The sequence below is a fragment of the Lachnospiraceae bacterium GAM79 genome (assembly GCA_020735665.1).
Lineage (GTDB): Bacteria > Bacillota > Clostridia > Lachnospirales > Lachnospiraceae > Coprococcus.
On the sequence record CP085928.1, the window covers coordinates 1,623,319 to 1,642,297 of the forward strand.

Sequence of the window (18,979 nt, forward strand, 5' to 3'; positions counted from 1 at the left end):
CACCCAAAGGCACCAGAAATTTTGTTACAATATTCAGTTAGATTCTATGAAGATTTTTCAGAGAAATATCCATGATCGGAGCGGAATGTGTCAGTGCTCCACTTGATATATAATCAACACCAAGGTTCTTCAAGCGCTCGATATTTTCTGCTGTTACATTACCTGATACCTCGATCTCTGCCTTGCCATCTATGATGCCGATCGCTTCTTTTAACATTTCATCTGACATATTATCCAGCATGATAATATCCGCTCCGGCTTCAACAGCCTCCTTTACCATATCCAGATTCTCAACCTCGACTTCGATCTTTCTGACAAACGGTGCATATTCCTTTGCCATACGGATTGCCTCTTTCACTCCGCCTGCTGCGCCTATATGGTTATCCTTCAGAAGGACTCCGTCCGAAAGATTATATCTGTGATTATGCCCACCGCCGACACGAACTGCATATTTTTCAAAAATACGATTATTCGGGGTTGTCTTTCTGGTATCAAGCAACTGGATCTTGCTTCCTGCAAGAAGTCCTGCAACCTTATATGTGTACGTAGCAATACCGCTCATCCTCTGCAGATAATTCAGTGCTGTCCGTTCTCCCGATAACAATACACGGATATCCCCGGTTACAACTCCCATCAACTGTCCTGCCTTTACCTCATCGCCATCCTTGCAGTAGAGTTCTGTCAAGGTTGTATCATCTAATAATTCAAAGACTCTCTTAAACACCTGTAAACCACAGATGATTCCATCCTGCTTGCAGATTAACTCTACCTTTCCCATACATGCCTCCGGCATAACGGAATTTGTTGATACATCCTCACTTGTAATATCTTCTTTTAATGCTCCAAGAATAAAAGGGTCTACATTTAATTTTAAAGTAATCTGATCGTACATAATATCCTCCTGAATGATTCTTCTGTATTTCCTATCCGGTACTTACCGGCCGTATTTTTTCTGCAAATGATCCGGCATTTGTCGGTCATGCTTTTTCTGTAAACGTTTCGTTTCTATGCACTGTGCTTCTGAGCTTCTTCGTTTTCCCTTGCGATCTCAGCCTTAAGCAGCGCCTTATATTCTGCTGCCAGCTTCTTCTTATCTGTATAATCGTCTTCCCTGTAAGAGATTTCTTCTATCTTTGTCCGGTCGAACTGCTCAGTCATTTCCTTTGCTGCCCGCTTGGCAAATACCAGACTCTCAAGAAGCGAATTGCTTGCCAGACGATTCTTGCCATGAACTCCGTTACATGCAGTCTCTCCGATCGCATATAACTGATCCATCGATGTCTTACTGGACAAATCCACCTTGATACCACCCATGAAATAATGCTGTGCCGGCACAACCGGTATGCATTCTGTATACACATCATATCCCATTTCTTTACAATGCTCAACGATATTCGGGAAATGTTCTTCTAATTCTTTTCTATCAATCACAGTCATATCTTCCCAGACATAATCTGTCCCGTCCTTCTCCATTTGTTTGCGAATCTCGATCGTCAGCAGATCTCTCGGAAGAAGTTCATTTACAAACCGCTCATGATTCTTGTTATAGAGAAGCGCGCCCTCGCCACGAACTGACTCCGAGATCAGAAAACTCCTGTCCTCCGGCTCTTTGCTGTATAATGTTGTCGGATGGATCTGGACATAGTTCACATGCTCTGTCTCAATCCCATGCTTTAATGCGATTGCAACGGCATCTCCGGTTAGATGTCTGAAATTAGTCGAATGTCTGTAAATACCACCGATTCCTCCACAGGCAAGCATGGTATAGTTTGCCATGATCGGGAAGATCTTATCCTCCGCATCTCTTGCCACCACACCGTAACAGCAATTATCCTTACACAGGATATCCACCATGGTTACATGCTCGTAGATTGTCACATTCGGAAGCTTCTCTACATTGTGGAGCAGGGTACTCGTGATCTCTTTTCCTGTTACATCCTCATGGAAAATGATACGATGATGGCTATGTGCTCCTTCCTTTGTATAGCTAAGACTGCCATCCGGCTCCCGATGAAAGTCTGCCCCATACTTTACAAGGTCATTTACGATATCAACTGACGAACGTATCATCACCTCTACACTCTTTGGATCATTCTCATAATGCCCTGCCTTCATGGTATCTTCAAAATAACTGTCATAATCATCTTCTGATTTCAGCATACACATCCCCCCCTGTGCAAGGAAGGAATCACTGTGTTCTACGATATCCTTTGTTATGATCGTTATCTGTTTATCACCGGGGAGATTCAATGCTGCATATAAACCTGCGCATCCACTTCCCACAATTAAAATATCTGTCTTCATATTGTTTCTCCAACTATATTTATTTGTTTTTTCTTCTTGTATAAAAAAGCGTTGCCTTAGTATAACACGTTCTGTCGTACATGACAATATAGTATTTTACACCGCTTTACATGTGTCTTGTCAGCAGATAAAATGAAAGACAGCATTACTTATTATTCCGTAAGACGTTCGCACTCTATTTTATCATTTTTGATTTAAACATTGATATCCTAATCTATGCTGTGACTACATTTTTTCACTACACAAAATTTCTCGCTGTAAACATTTAATGCCTAACAAAAAAGAACCGTCTGAATCAGATTTTAAATACTAATTCAAATGGTTCTTTTTAATTCGTTAATTTTTGTTGATTCTGTCTGAGTGATCTTACTCAGCGTCTGCTACAGGCTCTGCTGCCGGTGCTTCTGCTGTCTCAGCAGGCTGCTCTGCCGGAGTCTCTTCCTCGTCGTCATCGTCATCATCGAAGAAGTCATCATCAAAATCATCGTCAAAATCATCATCAAAATCATCAAGAAAATCAGGTGTCAGGTATGAATATACTGCATATGCGATACCTGCGATTGCTGCTACAGCACCGATGATCGCAAGGATTACAAATACAACACCTTTTGCCTTTTCTTCTGTTGGTTCACTTTTTACTAAGATTACATCATTATTTTTCATTGTAAACTACCACCCTTTCATTTAGTTTCTGTATGCCGTCATTATAGCATACTCTTTTTTCTATTTCTATATTATCTTGGAATTATTATAATTTCTTTATTCTTCCAGGCGCTTTAATTTTGCAAAGGAAGCAAACATTTTTCTTGTACCGCCACGATCAAAGTCTACTGTCACTTCATAATCTCTGCCGCCCTTTACAAGCTGCGTTACAGTACCGTTTCCAAATTTCATATGACGCACCCGGTCACCTTCTCCATAGTCAAGAACCAGCTCCCGGTTCACGGTAAATTCTTTGCCAAATGATGGTTTGGTCGATGGTGTTATACTGATTGGCTCTTTCTTTGCCTTACTGTAACTGCTGTATGGATTCGATGAAGAATATCCGGAACCCGTCTGCGACGATCCTCCATGATATGAACCTTTTCCATATCCAGACTGCCCGCTGCTACCATACCTATTTCCGGTATATCCGGTGTCTGCAAACTGTCGTTCTTCCATCCGTTTTACATGCCTTGTAATATCACCGGAATCCTGGAACAGCAGCGGCGGAATCTCTTTAATAAATCTGGAGATGTCATTGCAGTTTCTACTTCCATGCAGCATACGGTTTCTTGCACAGGACAGATATAGCTTCTTCATTGCTCTTGTAATTCCTACATAGCAAAGTCTGCGTTCTTCTTCCAGCGCATCTTCATCATCCGAATTGATCGCCATCGCACTTGGGAAGATTCGCTCTTCCATACCACATAAGAATACATATGGAAACTCCAGTCCCTTTGAACCATGGATCGTCATTAATTTGACCATATTATCATCATCAGACATTTTATCGGTCTCCGAAACCAGCGCGATATCCTCCAGAAAATCTGCCAGTGTTGCTTCCTCATAATCGGTTTCAAACTGAACCACACGGTTTCTTAACTCATCGATATTCTCAAGTCTCGCCATCGATTCATCCGTGTGCTCCGCGATCAGTTCATCTTCATATCCGGTGTCCTCCAGAATACGGTCAAATAATGTACTGAGTGGTTCCTGCTCCTCTATTATCTCCCGGAATCCGTCGATTAATTCCACAAAGCCGGAAATTTTTGCAACCGAACGCTGTAATCCCGGAATCTGCTCTATGATCTGCATGGCTTCCATCAGTGTCATATCATTTGCAGCAGCAAATGCTGCCACTTTATCAACGGTAGCATCACCGATTCCACGCTTTGGTACATTGATGATTCGTCTAAGATAGGTATCGTCTGTAGAGTTATTTACAACCTTCAGATATGCCATTACATCTTTAATTTCTTTTCGTTCATAGAAATTCTGACCACCGTAGACCCGATGCGGAATTCCTCGCATAACCAGTTTCTCACCAAGGATACGAGACTGTGCATTCGTACGATATAGCAAAGCAATGTCTTTATACTGTGCACCGTTCGCTGTCAGACGGATGATCTCATTTACGACGCGATCAGCCTCCATGTATTCATCCTCACTCTGATTAAATACAAGCTTCTCGCCATCTCCCTGATCTGTCCAGAGGGCTTTATCCTTTCTTCCTTCGTTATGCTTGATCACCGCATTTGCAGCCGCCAGAATATTCCCACAGGAACGATAATTCTGTTCCAGCTTCACAACCTTTGCATCCGGATATTCCTTTTCAAAATTCAGGATGTTCGTAATATTCGCACCACGGAATTTGTAGATTGACTGGTCATCATCGCCAACGACGCAAAGGTTTCTATATTTGGATGCAAGCTGCTTTACCATCAGAAACTGTATGTGGTTCGTATCCTGATACTCGTCCACCATGATATAACGGAATCTGTCCTGGTATAATTCCAGTACATCCGGGTTATGTTCAAACAACTCAACCACCTTATAGATCAAATCATCAAAGTCAAATGCATTGAATTTACGGAGTCGCTTCATATACTCGGAATATACGGTTGCCGTCTGTGTCTTCACAAAATCTGTCGCATTCATCTTCGCATACTGATCCGGTGAAATATACCGTTCCTTTGCATTTGATATCTCTGCCATGAACATCTTCTCCGGATACTTCTTTGGATCGATCTTCAGTTCCTTCAGAATGTTCTTAACCGCAGATTTCTGGTCATCCGAATCATAGATATTAAAATTTGTTGCATAACCGAGCCTGTCTGAAAATCGTCGCAGAATCCGTACACATAACGAATGAAAGGTGCTGACCCATACTCGTTCAGCACCCTCTCCAACAATGTTATTTACTCTGTCTCTCATTTCGGCTGCGGCTTTATTTGTAAATGTTATCGCAAGGATATTATATGGATTCACTCCGATCTCATCCATCAGATACGCTACCCGGTGGGTGATCACTCTGGTCTTTCCTGATCCGGCACCTGCCAGTATCAGAAGCGGTCCATCGACATGTCTGCATGCCAGATCCTGCATGTCATTTAATCCAGCCATCGCTTTTGTACTCCTTTATATCAGCTTTGTTCCACAGTTACCACAGAACTTTGCTCCATTTGTAGGGGTTCCGCAGTTCGGGCAGAACTTAGGAGCCGTACCGTTTCCGGTTGGAGCTGCCTGCTGATTCATCTGTCCGTTCATGTTGTTCTGCAGATTACCGGTCATCTGATTTGCCATCATCATACCCATCTGCATTCCCATCATACCACTGGCAACATCTGCCATATTGGTTCCGCCTTTTCCATTGGAATTTGCAAGTGCATCTACCATCTTCACCTGCTGGAACCGGCCCATATCACCAAGCATCGTATACTCAGCAGCCTGATCTGCACGTTTTGATATATTCTCAGGATATGTAAATTCGCTGATTCTGAAATCTGTCATGGTCAGACCGATCTTGATCAGTTCCATATCCAGATCTTCTAAAATACCCTTTGCAATATCGGTGGCATTTGCCATCAGATTGAATACATCACCGCCGGTCTTTGTAATCCATTTGATCAACAGTCCATCTAAGATTCCCTTAATACGATCCCTGACATCATCCACTGTAAAGATTGCCTTTACTCCGGCGATTCTCTCGATCAATACATTGTAATCATCGATCTTGAATGAGAATTTACCATTTGACCGTACAGGAAGTCCGCCCGGAAGTCCCGGTGCCTGTAAACGGATCGGGGAACTGGTTCCCCAGTTACAGGTAAACTCTTTCGTATTGATGAACAGAACCTCTGCCCGAAGTCCTGAGTTGAAACCAAACTTAAATCCCTTTAATGTAGAAAGGAATGGAATGATATCCGAATCAATCGTATAACTTCCTGATTCTGTGAAGATACCTTCTACCGCACCGTTATACAGGAAGATCGCATCCTGTCCCGGTTTAATGATAAGTCTGGAATCTTTCTTTATCTCTCGATTTGTCCATTTCCAGAAGAGCAGGTCATCTCTGTATTCTTCCCACTCAACTACATTGGCAAACTGATTTGAAAATAATCCCATCTGTTTCCTCCTATGAAAGTCCCATCTTTGCCTTTAATGCTGCAAGTTCATCTGAAACTGCCGATGATGGTTCTGCATCGTATTTACTCATCAGATCATCTGTCTCATCCTTGCCGCTGGCATTTAATTCTGCCATTGCATTTGCCTTGTCAAGCATTGCATCAGCCTTTGCTTCCATTCTGTCAAATGCTGAGATCGTTCCGGCTGTATCCGTTACGCTTCCCATCATCTTATTCATCTTCTCCTGAGTCTTTGCAACCTGAACCTTAGCCTTGATCGCATCTTTTCTTGCATTCAGATCCATGATATCCTTTGTCAGCTTATCATGCATCTCTTTCATCTTAGCTGCATTTCCTGCTGCCATATCATAAGACTGCTGTAAAGAAGTTCTCTTGGTCGATAACTGATTCTTCTTCTCTAAGAACTTCATGGCATCTGCTTCGTTTCCTGCAAGAAGTGCCTTCTCTGCATAGCTCTGCATCTTGGCAATATCTGCATCACAGTCATCCAATGCACGTTTGCATCTGGTCTCATCTGCCATAACGGTTGCTGTCTCTGATTTTACGTTTCTAAGATCTTCCTGTAAGTCTCTGAGATACTGGTCGATCATCTTCTCCGGATCCTCTGCCTTATCAAGCATAGCGTTGATGTTTGCTGACATAATGTCTTTGAATCTTTTTAAAATCCCCATAAATAATTACCTCCTATATATATCTACACTTTATGGTTTCTTGTTTTTCGTGCTCACAAACCCATAATATCATAACAGGCGTACGCTTCGCAACGCCTGAATCATGAATTAAATGTAAAGTATCACGCTTCTGTTCTTAAGCGGTTTTAAAGTTCATTGTCAAGGTTCTTATGGATGTTTCCACCGATCCTGAACTCCGGAATCTTCTTAGGAGCCCCTTCTGCTGCCTTTCCCGCAACCCCTGCATCCGTAATTGATTCCTCTAACGGCACAGGTGTCCGATCCTCAAATAATGACTTTTTCTTTTCTTCCTTTAATTCATCTGCAATCTCAAATGCTGAATCCACAACCTCATCGTGTAGAATATCATCATGAAGCTTCACCGGCTGTCTGGATGGTTTTACCTTGATCGGATCTTCCTTCTTATCTTCAAAGTCAAATTCCCACTGAACCATCTCATTTTCTTCTGCCTGCTTCTTCTGTTCTTCTTCCTCAAACCGGTTCTTCTCGTAATACAATTCATTTGCAAGAAGCTGGCTGATCTCTAAGATATCGGCATAACGTTCCTGCTTCTTCATATCCAGCAGTCCATCCATCAGCTCACGCTTATTCTGCTCGATGACATCAGATTTCTGTCTGAGAGAATCCAATACACGATCGGTTTCCTCACTGATCATATTATATGCCTGTCGTACCGATTCATTGATCTCCATAAGCATCTCATTCGTATAAATGATTGATGCCGCATAGATCTCATTTGCTGTCCGAAGTGCCATCTTATCTTTCTTATTCAGATCCTTTACCTGTCTCTGGACATAGAGTGGATTCGGCTTGCTCATACGAATCCGGCTTGCGGATTCTTCTGCCTCTACGATGATGTCCTCGGCTTCTTTATTCGCATCCTTTATGATCTTGCCACGCTTATCCGTAATCTCATGATACGCTTTTAATTCTATATCTATCGTCTTTTTCAGATCTTCTATCATTTCCAGCATTTCTTCTTTATTTACAAGAACCTTCCCTGCTGCAAATGGAACATTCTGTCCGTCCTCGATCAATACCTGCATCTTATCAAGCAGTTGTTTTGCTTTTCCTTTTTCCATGTCTATTACTTCCTCCAACTATGGCTTTATAGGATTTTATTTATAGATCCGGTTTCTTATCATCTCTTGGAATACCTAAGAAATCCTGGATCAGATGTCTGCTGAAAAGCCTTCCTTCTTCACTTTCAAAATACCGCTCCGGGTGCCACTGAAACGCAAGAATACTCATGGTTGGTGACACAAATGCCTCAACCGATCCATTTTCTTCATCTACAACCAACGGATAAAACATTGTTGAAAGGTTTTCCAGATATACACAATCACTGTGAAAATTATTTATCTTTATATATCGATCCGAATTACAGATTTTTGCCATATGGTCAACACCTCGCGGTCTTGGCACTACAAACGGTGCAGAATAAGATATCTTTCCTCCAAATAATGCATTCAGATGCTGCATGCCTCTGCATACTCCAATGATCGGTATCTCATTCTCCACACAGTACATAATGAGCCGTTCCTCCATCGCATCCCGATGTGGTTGCAGCTCTGCCTTATGCGGTTCTACATAATATTTCGGGTGAAGCGTACCGCCACCCGTTACGATCAGTACGTCAATCGGATCTTCAAATAAGGCTTCAAAATCTCTGGTGAAATTTGACACCGGATGAAGTCTTATTCCCATGCTTTCATAAAATTCCGTATAGGCAGCTTCCAGAACATCCGTGGATTTTCCATACATATTCTGACCTTCGCGTTGTGTTATCAGTGCGTGAAGCATACGCCTATTCCTCCTTCAGTATCTTTCCATTTTTACAATCAAGTGTCAGTTTGTCAAGTCCTGTTACATAATTATAAATAACGTCGCCACATCCAATAGCCGCCGGAATATTGAATTCCGCACATCGGATTGCCATATGCGATGCGACACCACCATACTTCGTAATAAAGCCCCGGATTCCTTTTGCAAATATCCAGTCATATCCGGGATCTGCTTTCGGGATCACTACAATCTTATCTACAACATCAACCGCTCCGGCATCCTCGCGCTTTGATTCCTCATCCTCCAATACGACAACTGCTCCGGCAACAATCTCCGAAGTGATGAAATTCGGTCTAGCCTCTACCATCTCGATATATTCTAACTGCTGCTTATTGCAGATCACATCCGGCAGAATCATATCGGAAGCATCTGTATATGCCTTTCGGTTCTCTGCGATCACCTGTTCCCATATCCTTCGGATCTCCGTTTCTGGTTTATGATACACTGCAATTATATCATCTACTGTGAGATATGCCATATCTTCTTTTGAAAAATTCAACATTTCTCCAATATTGATCAGAATATCGATCGCCAGACTTAAGGATTTCGTAAATTCAAATTTAAAATATTCCCGTTCTTCCATGGAATCCTTTAAGAATTCCACAAATTTCTTTGCATCAACACCAAAGCCGATATCGGAAAGTGCCTGTTCTACTTTCTCCGGATCTAATGGCGTATGCTTTAACCGCTCAATTCTCTGTCTCTGCTTCTTTGCTGTCTCGCTTGCCTTGGAGCTGTCAAAATCCCGTTCCTCATATGTCTCACAAGTGATATCGTAAGTGCCGGAACGAAGATGCCCGTATTTCTCATCAAATGCAGCTCTGGTAATCCGTTCTTCTGCAAAATCCTGAAAATCCGAATCGTACTCCGATGCTACTGTGTAGATTGACATCATAAAGTCATCAATCTCACGGCTCGTAAAATATCCCTTTGCACTAAGCGACCTGCAAAGAGCCTTTGAGATAAATGCAAGTCTTGCCTGTCTTGCAAATTTCGGTGTTCCGTACTGTTTGATACTCTCGATCAATTCTATAAAATAACGGATGGAAGTATTCACATCCTTTGCTGCCATCAGCCAGTTATTCCTGATATTTTCCCGATGCACCTTCAGTCCGTTTAAGGAACGGATATCCTGCATCCGGTTCTGCCTGAAATTACAGATTGCACGATCCGTCAGACGGAACAGGCTATTTGACAAATCCTGAATCTCGCCTTTCGTGAATTCATATTCTAATAATTCCTGCAACCGATCCTCCGTTGAAAAATCATAATTGGAAAATACGATTTCAAATTCTATTTTATCATGTGCCGTTATATCCGATAATATCTTCCGGTCATAAAATGCCAAAAGTTTTTTCACCATGTCCTCATCTAAATCCGCAGGCATCAGACACAGAAATGACTTCCGCAATGATATATATGGTTTATTTCCGACCTTGTACATCAGATCTCCGTCTACCACACGATATCCGATCGTGGTAAGTCCCTGATTCCAGGCAGCCTTCGTTATGATCTCTCTGTAAAGGGAGAAATCAAGCGGATGCGGATTCACTCCTATGATCTCAGCCGGATTCCAGAATGCCATATCGGATAAAATTGCCTGTTTCTCATACAACAGATCACTGAGTTTTTGATACTGCTGTTTTGTCTTGTTTATCAATTCTCCAAATATACGATCATTCTTTGCTCTGCCTTCTTTGTAGTCAGACGGCTTCTCCAGTTTCTTAATACAGGCCGCAAGCGGACGCACCTGAAAGATCGTAACTGTCAGATCTGCTCCAACTGCAAATTCCACATCGAGTGGATACTCCGGAAAGATGTCTTCTAATTCCCTCATAGCTGTGATCAGAACACCCCAGCGCTCCGGGAGAGATGAACTCTCTGCTGTCCTTGCAATATAGATCGTCTTTCCTCCGCTTCCACTGGTTACCGCATCGGTCGAATCTTCATCATATGAGATTGCATAATACAATCTTCCTGATTTGATCTCTCTGGAGAAGATAACTCCGCTGCTGATGATAGATTTCGTCTGCGTCTGGATCAACACCTGTTCATTCCTGATATCTGGCAGATCTTTTTTATAAGAATCAAATACTGTCTCAACCGCATGACATACAGCATCGCGATCATCAGCGTCGACATCCAATATACTGTCATAATGACCCGCATTTGATGTCTCGGAGGAATCTTCATTGGAACAGGAGCTTCGAACAACGATTGTCTGTCCTTTAAATTGCGACTGAATATCTGCAAGGATCTGTTTCCGGTTCTCACCATACATTTCCCCGGTTACGATCATAAGGTCTTCTATTCTCGATTTTGTTATTCTGTTTTTCAAATAATCTAATGTATCTGCTTTTGTCAAAACCATGAAAAATCACCTTCTACAACAAAACTGCACCTTAGCAGACCATATCATCTATACTAAAGTGCAGTATATTTTTCTCTTTCGAGACATTATTCATTTTGTGGGCTGTTCTGTCAGACCTTCAATTCTTCAAAATCCATCCTCTGTCAATATTCATTACACAATGGATAAAACTGTTCTTATTGGATCGTTAATAGATCGTCAACTGATTTTCTTGGCGGCATCTCCGGTGCAAATACCGGATATCCCATTGCGATAACAGTGGCAACTGTCTGTCCTTCCGGCACACCTACGATCTCTCCAACTTTCTTATCATCAAATACTCCAAGGATAACCGTTCCGATTCCCTTCTCATGTGCTGCAAGACAGAATGTCTGGGCTGCGATACCGGCATCGAACATCTCCCACCCGGCACCCTTGCTTGTACTGAAGCTTCCATCTCTCTCATATCCACAGATACCGTTCTTCTGTGTTACAACCATCAACTGATGTGCTCTGGAAACTGTCTTCTCATTTAATGCGAATCCCATTACACCCTCTTCTGCGATCTTCTTGATCTTCTCCGGATCAGAAACACTGATGTAACGAATTGTCTGTGTATTCTTCCAGGATGGTGAATAGGATGCGAGTTCTACTAACTCACGGATCACTTCATCCGGAATGATATCCTCTTTGAATTTTCTTACCGATCTTCTTGTCTTAATACATTCTAATGCTTCCATGTCTTGTCCTCCTGTATTTTTATAAATATCTTTTGTATCTTCTTACATATATCGCAAGTATAACTCACTCAATGTCTTCGAAAAATCATCTCATTATCTGTTACAGATCACTCACCTGCAAAATATGCATCTATACCATCTGCAATTCCTTTTGCAAGCAGATTCTGATAATCTGATGTTACAAGCTTCTGGTCTTCTTCTGAATTTGTCATATAACCGATCTCAACGATCGTAACCGGAACCTTACACCAGTTAATTCCACTCATGGAATCTGTCTCCCAGACACCTTCGCTGTTTGCCCCTGTTGCTGCTGCCATTCCGCTTAATACATCGGCAGACAACCGTTTACAGGAATCATAGATATCTGCATTATACGGATTATCCTTAGTCTGGCATACTGTCATAACACCGCTCGCATTTGTATCTGTAGAACCATTTGCATGGATTCTTATAAATGCATCTGCCTTATCACTGTTTGCAAGTTCTGCTCTTGCAGCGTTACTGATATCGACATCATTGGATGTACGGATCATCTTCACAGTATAGCCTCTTGCCTCTAATGCACTCTGAAGCTTTAACGCTACCTCAAGATTCAGTTCATATTCCTCTGTACCGGTTGTAACTCCTGTATTACCGGCTGAGACTTTTGCTTTCTCATCTTCCGCACCGGGACCTACCGGCTCTGTATCCGTATTCGGCGTTGCCTGATGACCTGCATCAATACAGATCAGCTTGCCTTCGCCAACATTGCTTGTCTCCTGTGTTGATTCTTCTGTGCTGCTGTCATCACCACTGGATGCTGCTCCTTCTGCCTTTACAAATTCCGAATAAACATAATAGGTCTCACCCTTGATCGATACCTTGCTCCACTCATCGTTATAACCGATCCGGTCAAGCTCTACACCATCTGCAAGCTGCATCGCAGGATCTCCGTCTGTCGATGGTGCTGTTCTGACATTTACATAATCAGTCGTCGTCACCTTGTCATTTACGATCGTGAATCCTTCTTCATCCACCTGTGCTTCCGTCGTCGCTTCTGTTGTATCCTCTGTGGATGCTACATCTTCAGAAGCTTCTGTTGAACTCTCGGTGGTCGTCTTTTTCCCTGCATCCTTTTTCCCACAGGCTACAAGTACAAATGCTGAAAGAATGATCATCATACATATAAGTATTGTTCTGTAAACCTTCTTCATAAGTAACCTCCGTCTATATTTCTATATACCTAACGTCTATTATCGCATAAATATGGCTCTATTTCAACCAAAAAGCGATAAGCAGCCGTTTCATCGACTCATAATCTGACAAATGTGCCATTTCACATGCTGAATGCATAGCGAGTACCGGCATTCCCATATCGACTGCCTTTACCGGAAGATAGGATGAAACGATCGGACCCAGCGTGGTTCCACCCGGCATTCCTGTCTTATTGACCGTACGCTGAAACGGAATCCCTTCATCCTCACAGAGCACCTGAATCACTGCAGCAGCCTCGCTGTCTGTCACATATCGCTGAGACGCGCTGCTCTTTAAGACAACCCCATTTCCAAGCAGTACCCGGTTGACCGGATCGGATTTCTCCTGATAATTCGGATGTGTTCCATGTGCCACATCAAGAGAGATCAAAAATATCTCCGGAAGCAGCTCCTGTATGGTACGGCTCTCTCCGCTGTCTTTTAAGATACGTTCCGTTATCATCCGAAGCAGTCCGGAATCTGCTCCCTGTTTGGACAAACTTCCGATCTCCTCGTTATCGAAGAATACTCCGATGTCGAGATTCATATCAGATCCATTTGCTTCCGATATTTTTTCATCTGCCAATGCAGCTTCTGTTCCCTTACCTTTTTCTTCTTTCCACTTGTTTCCGGTTCGCACCAAAGATTCCAAAATCGCACTAACGGAAGATACATTATCAATTCTCGGTGATGTAAATACGCCACTGTCTCCGATCATTTGGCAGGAATCGCAATTATATAAATACAGATCATAGTCTAATATGTCCGCCTTATCGATCTGAAGCTTTTCTGCAACCTCATCTAAAAAGCTATGCGGCTCATCCTTCTTCCAAAGCCCAAATACCGGGATCAATTCTTTCTGCGGGTCTAATTTTGTCTCTGCGTCTCCACGTTTCAGATGCGGCGCAAGACTCGGTATGATCGCAACCGGCTTCTCGGAATCATATAATCGTACCTCTGGATGAAATGCATCGCTGCCTTTTACCACTACCTTGCCGGCAAGTCCCAGCGGGCGGTCAAACCATGTCTTCATTAACAGTCCGCCATACGTCTCTATATTTAACATATGATAACCGCCTTTTTCCATATCGGCTGACGGCTTTAACTTCAGCATTGGAAAATCCGTATGACTGGTTGCTATCCGGATATGCTGCAGCTGCTTCGGCAGATGAAATGCGATCATAACAGAACTGTATGGTCTGACATAATAATCTGCTCCTGCCTGAAGCTGCCATTTGTCCTTTAACTTAAGCTCGGAAAATCCGTATTCTTTCAAATATTCCTCTACGTGCTTTACAACATGGAATTGGGTAATTCCTTTTTCTAACATATATTTTAACAAGCCTGTCTGTTCCGGCTTTTCTGATATGAGATCAACTTCTGTTTTTCTTTCTTCCATATGCTCTATTCTCCTGTCTTTTTACTTTGTTTTCTATTGTACACCTTTTTAGTTTTTCTTGCTATTTTGATTTTATGTGTATATAATGTTGTTACACGCTTTAACGCGTTAAACCCCAAAAAGGAGAAACAGCTATGAATGCATTTAAAATTGGTTTTATCGGTCTTGGGCTGATCGGTGGATCGGTGGCAAAATCTATTCACCGTATTTTCCCAAACTATACGATCATCGGCTATGATGTCAACACTGTAACCTTAAAAGAAGCGCAGGCGGATGGCACCTTAGATCATTATACAACAAATATCAGCGACATCGCAGACTGTGATTATGTCTTTCTGTGTGCGCCGGTTCATTATAATATAGAATATCTGAAAACTTTAAAACCACTGATCTCTGATTCCTGTATCCTGTCTGATGTCGGCAGTGTCAAATCCGACATCTACGATGCTGTAAAGGAACTGGGACTTGGTTCTCATTTTATCGGCGGTCATCCAATGGTCGGATCCGAGCGCTCCGGCTACGATGCAGCAACCGACCGTCTGATCGAGAATGCTTATTATTTCATCACCCCATCTCCGGACGCTCCGGCAGACCGCGTGGAGGAATTCATGACATTTATCGGTGACCTGGGTGCTATCCCGATCCGATATTCCCCGGATGAACACGATAAGATCACTTCCTATATCAGTCATGTACCGCATGTGATCGCCGCATCTCTGGTCAATCTGGTACGGCATGCCGATTCCCCGGACGGAATCTTTAAATCTCTGGCAGCCGGAGGTTTTAAAGATATCACACGAATCGCATCCTCAAACCCGGTAGTCTGGGAGCACATTCTACTCAGCAATCCGAAGAACATCGTGAATGGATTGAAGGAATATATTGAGCTTCTAAATAAAATGATTTATGATATTGAAAGAAATGACGCAAAAGACATCAATGCTTTCTTTGAGTCATCCAGAGAATATCGGGATTCAATCCCGAACAATACAAGCGGTGTTATCCGTATGCAGTATGAACTCTTTGTCGATATCCCGGATGAACCGGGCGCTCTGGCAAAGGTTACGGTACTGCTCGCTGATGCAGGCATCAATCTGAAGAACTTCGGTATCTCCCATAATCGTGAAGACGAGGAAGGCGTTCTACGTTTATCCTTCTACGATACGGATGCATGCCGGAAAGCATTTGACCTTCTTGCTGATGCCGGATACCGTTTATATAACAGATGAGACTACATAAAAAGGAAATGGACGATATAGCGTCCAGACAGGTAATACATTATGATATTTTCCAGAAGAACAGGATTAAAAGGAACCCTTACGATCCCCGGAGATAAATCCATCTCCCACCGTTCGATCATGCTTGGATCACTGGCAGATGGTATAACCGAAGTACATGGATTCTTAAACGGTGCAGACTGCATTTCTTCTATGAACTGTTTCCGCGAAATGGGTGTAACGATCGACCACAATGGGGATACCGTTATCATTCACGGTAAAGGGCTTCATGGTTTGCAGGCTCCGAAAGAAACACTCGATGTCGGTAACAGCGGAACAACTACCAGACTGATGTCCGGAATTCTTGCGGCACAGAATTTCAAGAGCCGCGTGATCGGTGATGCATCGATCTGCCGCCGCCCAATGAAACGGATCATGACCCCGCTCTCTCTGATGGGCGCTGATATCGTGAGCGAAAACGGAAACGACTGTGCGCCGCTTCTGATCACCGGAAAGCCATTACACGGCATCCACTACGATTCACCGGTTGCTTCGGCACAAGTCAAATCTTGTATTCTTCTTGCCGGTCTGTATGCCGACGGCGAAACCAGTGTAACCGAACCATATGTATCCAGAAATCATACGGAGCTGATGTTTGATGCTTTCGGTGTCGATATCAAGACCTCCGGCACAACCGCAATTGTAAAACCTGCGGATAAATTATACGGTCAGAAGATCATGATCCCGGGAGACATCTCCTCGGCGGCTTACTTTATCGCAGCCGGACTTATCACACCGGATTCCTGTATCACGATCAAGAATGTGGGTATCAACAATACCCGCGACGGAATATTAGAGGTTGTAAAAATGATGGGAGGTACGATCACCTACGACCGGCTGGATCAGCCTGGTGAACCTTCTGCCGATATCACTGTACAAACATCAGATTTAAAAGGTTGTGTGATCCAAGGCTCTCTGATTCCGAAGTTGATCGACGAGATTCCGATCATTGCCATCATGGCATGCTTCGCAAAAGGCCAGACCGTTATCAAAGATGCACAGGAACTGAAGGTGAAGGAATCAAACCGGATCGATGTTATGGTGAGAAATCTTTCCGCTATGGGCGCAGATATTACTGCTACCGATGATGGCATGATCATCCATGGCGGCAAGCCGCTTCACGGCGCTGTCATCGACAGCCATCTCGATCACCGGATCGCCATGAGCTTTGCCATTGCCGGACTTAACGCCGACGGCGACACAGAGATCCTTGGCAGCGACTGCGTAAATATCTCCTACCCGACCTTCTATCAGGATCTCGCCGGGCTGAGATAAATAATCCTCGGACGCTGGGATGAATGTATCAACATTTCTGATAGGGAATTACAAAAAAATCCTGCTGCCCTGCTATGTCAAAAGACAAGCAAGTTTTCTATTCGGTTCGCACATTTATTAGTCAGCAGTCGCCCAAACTCACCCTTACGGGTTCAAACATGGGCTTGGTGCTGACAATTCGTGCAAACCTCATAACGAAAACTTCGCTTACGTCTTTCGTACATAGCCGGGCAGCAGGATTTTTATTGTAATTTCCTTATATAATATCTCGATATAACTCATCCCAGCGTCCGACAGTTTCAAATCGCTGCAATACAGAAGTTCTGTAAAATACATTGTGGCTCATCTGATTGGCGAATTAATTTTGACCTAAAGCTGTGCATAAAAATATTGCCGGGTTGTTATATACACAAGACATTAGTTGTATTTTCGTTATGAGGTTTGCACTAGCTGTCAACATCAAGCCCATGTCTGAACCCGTAAGGGTGAGTTTGGGCGACTGCTGACAAATCAGCGTGCGAACCGAATAGAAAATATACTTGTCTTTGTATATAACAATCCCGGCAGTAGTATTTATGTGCAGCTCAGGTCATAACTTAATATCATCCAGATGAGCGCAAGGTATTTTACAGAATCAACATGGCATCGCCGAAGGAGAAGAAACGATAGCGTTCTTCCACTGCTACCTTGTAGGCTTCAAGAATCTTCTCACGGCTGTAAAGTGCTGATACCAGCATCAACAACGTGGATTCCGGCAGATGGAAGTTCGTGATCAGTCCATCGATGGCTTTGAACTTATAGCCCGGATAGATGAAGATATCTGTCCAGCCACTACAGGCACGAAGCATACCATTCTCATCGGCTACTGTTTCCAGCGTTCTCGTACTGGTCGTTCCGACTGCAATGATTCGACCGCCATTTTTCTTTGTCTCATTGATCGTCTCTGCTGCTTTCTCATCGATCACATAGAATTCCGAATGCATATGATGATCCAGAATGTTGTCCTCTTTTACCGGACGGAATGTTCCAAGTCCGACATGAAGCGTTACATGTGCGATCTTGATGCCTTTTGCCTTGATCTCCTCTAAAAGCTCCTTTGTAAAATGAAGTCCGGCTGTTGGCGCTGCAGCAGAACCTTCATGCTCTGCATAGACAGTCTGATAACGGTTCTTGTCTTCCAATTTATGTGTGATATATGGTGGGAGTGGCATTTGTCCGAGTTCATCTAAGATCTCCTCAAAGATTCCCTCGTATTCAAAACGAACAATACGATTTCCCTCTTCCACGATATCGATGACTTCACCAACCAGTTTGCCGCCACCAAAGATGATCCTTGCACCGACTCTGGCTTTCTTTCCCGGCTTTACAAGCGTCTCCCATGTACAATCATCCAAACGCTTCAATAACAGCACCTCAATAGCCGCTCCTGTTCCTTCTTTTTCACCGATCAGTCTGGCAGGAATCACCTTTGTATCATTAATAACCAGACAGTCGCCTTCTTTCAGATATGATATTACATCATAAAAATGTTTATGTTCGATGGTTCCTTCTTCTCTATCTAAAACCATTAATCTCGAATTATCACGCTTTAAGAGTGGGTCCTGTGCGATCAACTCCTGAGGCAGATCATAGTAAAAATCTGATAACTGCATTTTCTTATCCTCCTTAAAACTCAACTATGATAATGCCACGTTTTATGTCTAAATGCAAGGAAGAAAATGAAGCAGCCAGCCTTAGT

General features: G+C 43.0%; 15 protein-coding genes. 2 read left to right on the top strand and 13 right to left on the bottom strand.

Annotated elements, in window-relative coordinates; all coding sequences use genetic code 11:
• Positions 1-37: 37 nt before the first annotated feature.
• The 12 genes from nadC to LK416_07325 form a co-directional block, all read right to left on the bottom strand.
• Entirely contained in the window at positions 38-892 is an 855-nt protein-coding gene (gene nadC / locus LK416_07270; protein ID UEA73507.1) for a carboxylating nicotinate-nucleotide diphosphorylase, read from the bottom strand.
• Positions 893-1,005: 113 nt separating this feature from the next.
• A complete protein-coding gene (locus LK416_07275) occupies positions 1,006-2,304 on the bottom strand; it encodes an L-aspartate oxidase (protein ID UEA73508.1) in 1,299 nt (432 codons plus the stop codon).
• A 366-nt stretch (positions 2,305-2,670) separates the two neighbouring features.
• Positions 2,671-2,967, bottom strand: coding sequence for a hypothetical protein (locus LK416_07280; protein UEA73509.1), 297 nt, complete (start codon positions 2,965-2,967; stop codon positions 2,671-2,673).
• 96 nt (positions 2,968-3,063) lie between these two features.
• Positions 3,064-5,409 (bottom strand): UvrD-helicase domain-containing protein, encoded by a 2,346-nt coding sequence (locus tag LK416_07285; protein UEA73510.1) that lies wholly within the window; start codon positions 5,407-5,409, stop codon positions 3,064-3,066.
• Positions 5,410-5,424: 15 nt separating this feature from the next.
• Positions 5,425-6,411, bottom strand: coding sequence for an SPFH domain-containing protein (locus tag LK416_07290; GenBank protein UEA73511.1), 987 nt, complete (start codon positions 6,409-6,411; stop codon positions 5,425-5,427).
• A gap of 10 nt (positions 6,412-6,421) precedes the next feature.
• Positions 6,422-7,102, bottom strand: a complete 681-nt coding sequence (locus LK416_07295; protein UEA73512.1) for a PspA/IM30 family protein — start codon at positions 7,100-7,102, stop codon at positions 6,422-6,424.
• Positions 7,103-7,248: 146 nt separating this feature from the next.
• On the bottom strand, positions 7,249-8,205 hold the full coding sequence (locus LK416_07300) for a hypothetical protein (protein ID UEA73513.1): 957 nt from the start codon (positions 8,203-8,205) through the stop codon (positions 7,249-7,251).
• 40 nt (positions 8,206-8,245) lie between these two features.
• Positions 8,246-8,926 carry a gamma-glutamyl-gamma-aminobutyrate hydrolase family protein gene (locus LK416_07305; protein UEA73514.1) on the bottom strand — a complete coding sequence of 227 codons (681 nt, stop codon included), beginning with the start codon at positions 8,924-8,926 and terminating at the stop codon, positions 8,246-8,248.
• A 4-nt stretch (positions 8,927-8,930) separates the two neighbouring features.
• A complete protein-coding gene (locus tag LK416_07310) occupies positions 8,931-11,339 on the bottom strand; it encodes a phosphoenolpyruvate-protein kinase (PTS EI subunit in bacteria) (GenBank protein ID UEA73515.1) in 2,409 nt (802 codons plus the stop codon).
• A 176-nt stretch (positions 11,340-11,515) separates the two neighbouring features.
• Positions 11,516-12,058, bottom strand: a complete 543-nt coding sequence (locus LK416_07315) for a nitroreductase family protein (protein UEA73516.1) — start codon at positions 12,056-12,058, stop codon at positions 11,516-11,518.
• A gap of 107 nt (positions 12,059-12,165) precedes the next feature.
• Complete coding sequence (locus tag LK416_07320; protein UEA73517.1) at positions 12,166-13,251, bottom strand: N-acetylmuramoyl-L-alanine amidase; 1,086 nt, start codon at positions 13,249-13,251, stop codon at positions 12,166-12,168.
• A 58-nt stretch (positions 13,252-13,309) separates the two neighbouring features.
• Entirely contained in the window at positions 13,310-14,689 is a 1,380-nt protein-coding gene (locus tag LK416_07325; GenBank protein UEA73518.1) for a M18 family aminopeptidase, read from the bottom strand.
• Positions 14,690-14,823: 134 nt separating this feature from the next.
• On the opposite strand from LK416_07325, the gene LK416_07330 reads away from it, so the two are divergent.
• Both LK416_07330 and aroA read left to right on the top strand, forming a co-directional pair.
• The gene (locus LK416_07330) at positions 14,824-15,918 is read left to right on the top strand and encodes a prephenate dehydrogenase (GenBank protein UEA73519.1); all 1,095 of its coding nucleotides are present in this window, start codon (positions 14,824-14,826) and stop codon (positions 15,916-15,918) included.
• 51 nt (positions 15,919-15,969) lie between these two features.
• On the top strand, positions 15,970-17,241 hold the full coding sequence (gene aroA, locus LK416_07335; GenBank protein ID UEA73520.1) for a 3-phosphoshikimate 1-carboxyvinyltransferase: 1,272 nt from the start codon (positions 15,970-15,972) through the stop codon (positions 17,239-17,241).
• A 626-nt stretch (positions 17,242-17,867) separates the two neighbouring features.
• On the opposite strand, the gene queA is transcribed toward aroA, so the two are convergent.
• Positions 17,868-18,893, bottom strand: a complete 1,026-nt coding sequence (queA, locus tag LK416_07340) for a tRNA preQ1(34) S-adenosylmethionine ribosyltransferase-isomerase QueA (protein UEA73521.1) — start codon at positions 18,891-18,893, stop codon at positions 17,868-17,870.
• Between the last annotated feature and the right edge of the window lie 86 nt (positions 18,894-18,979).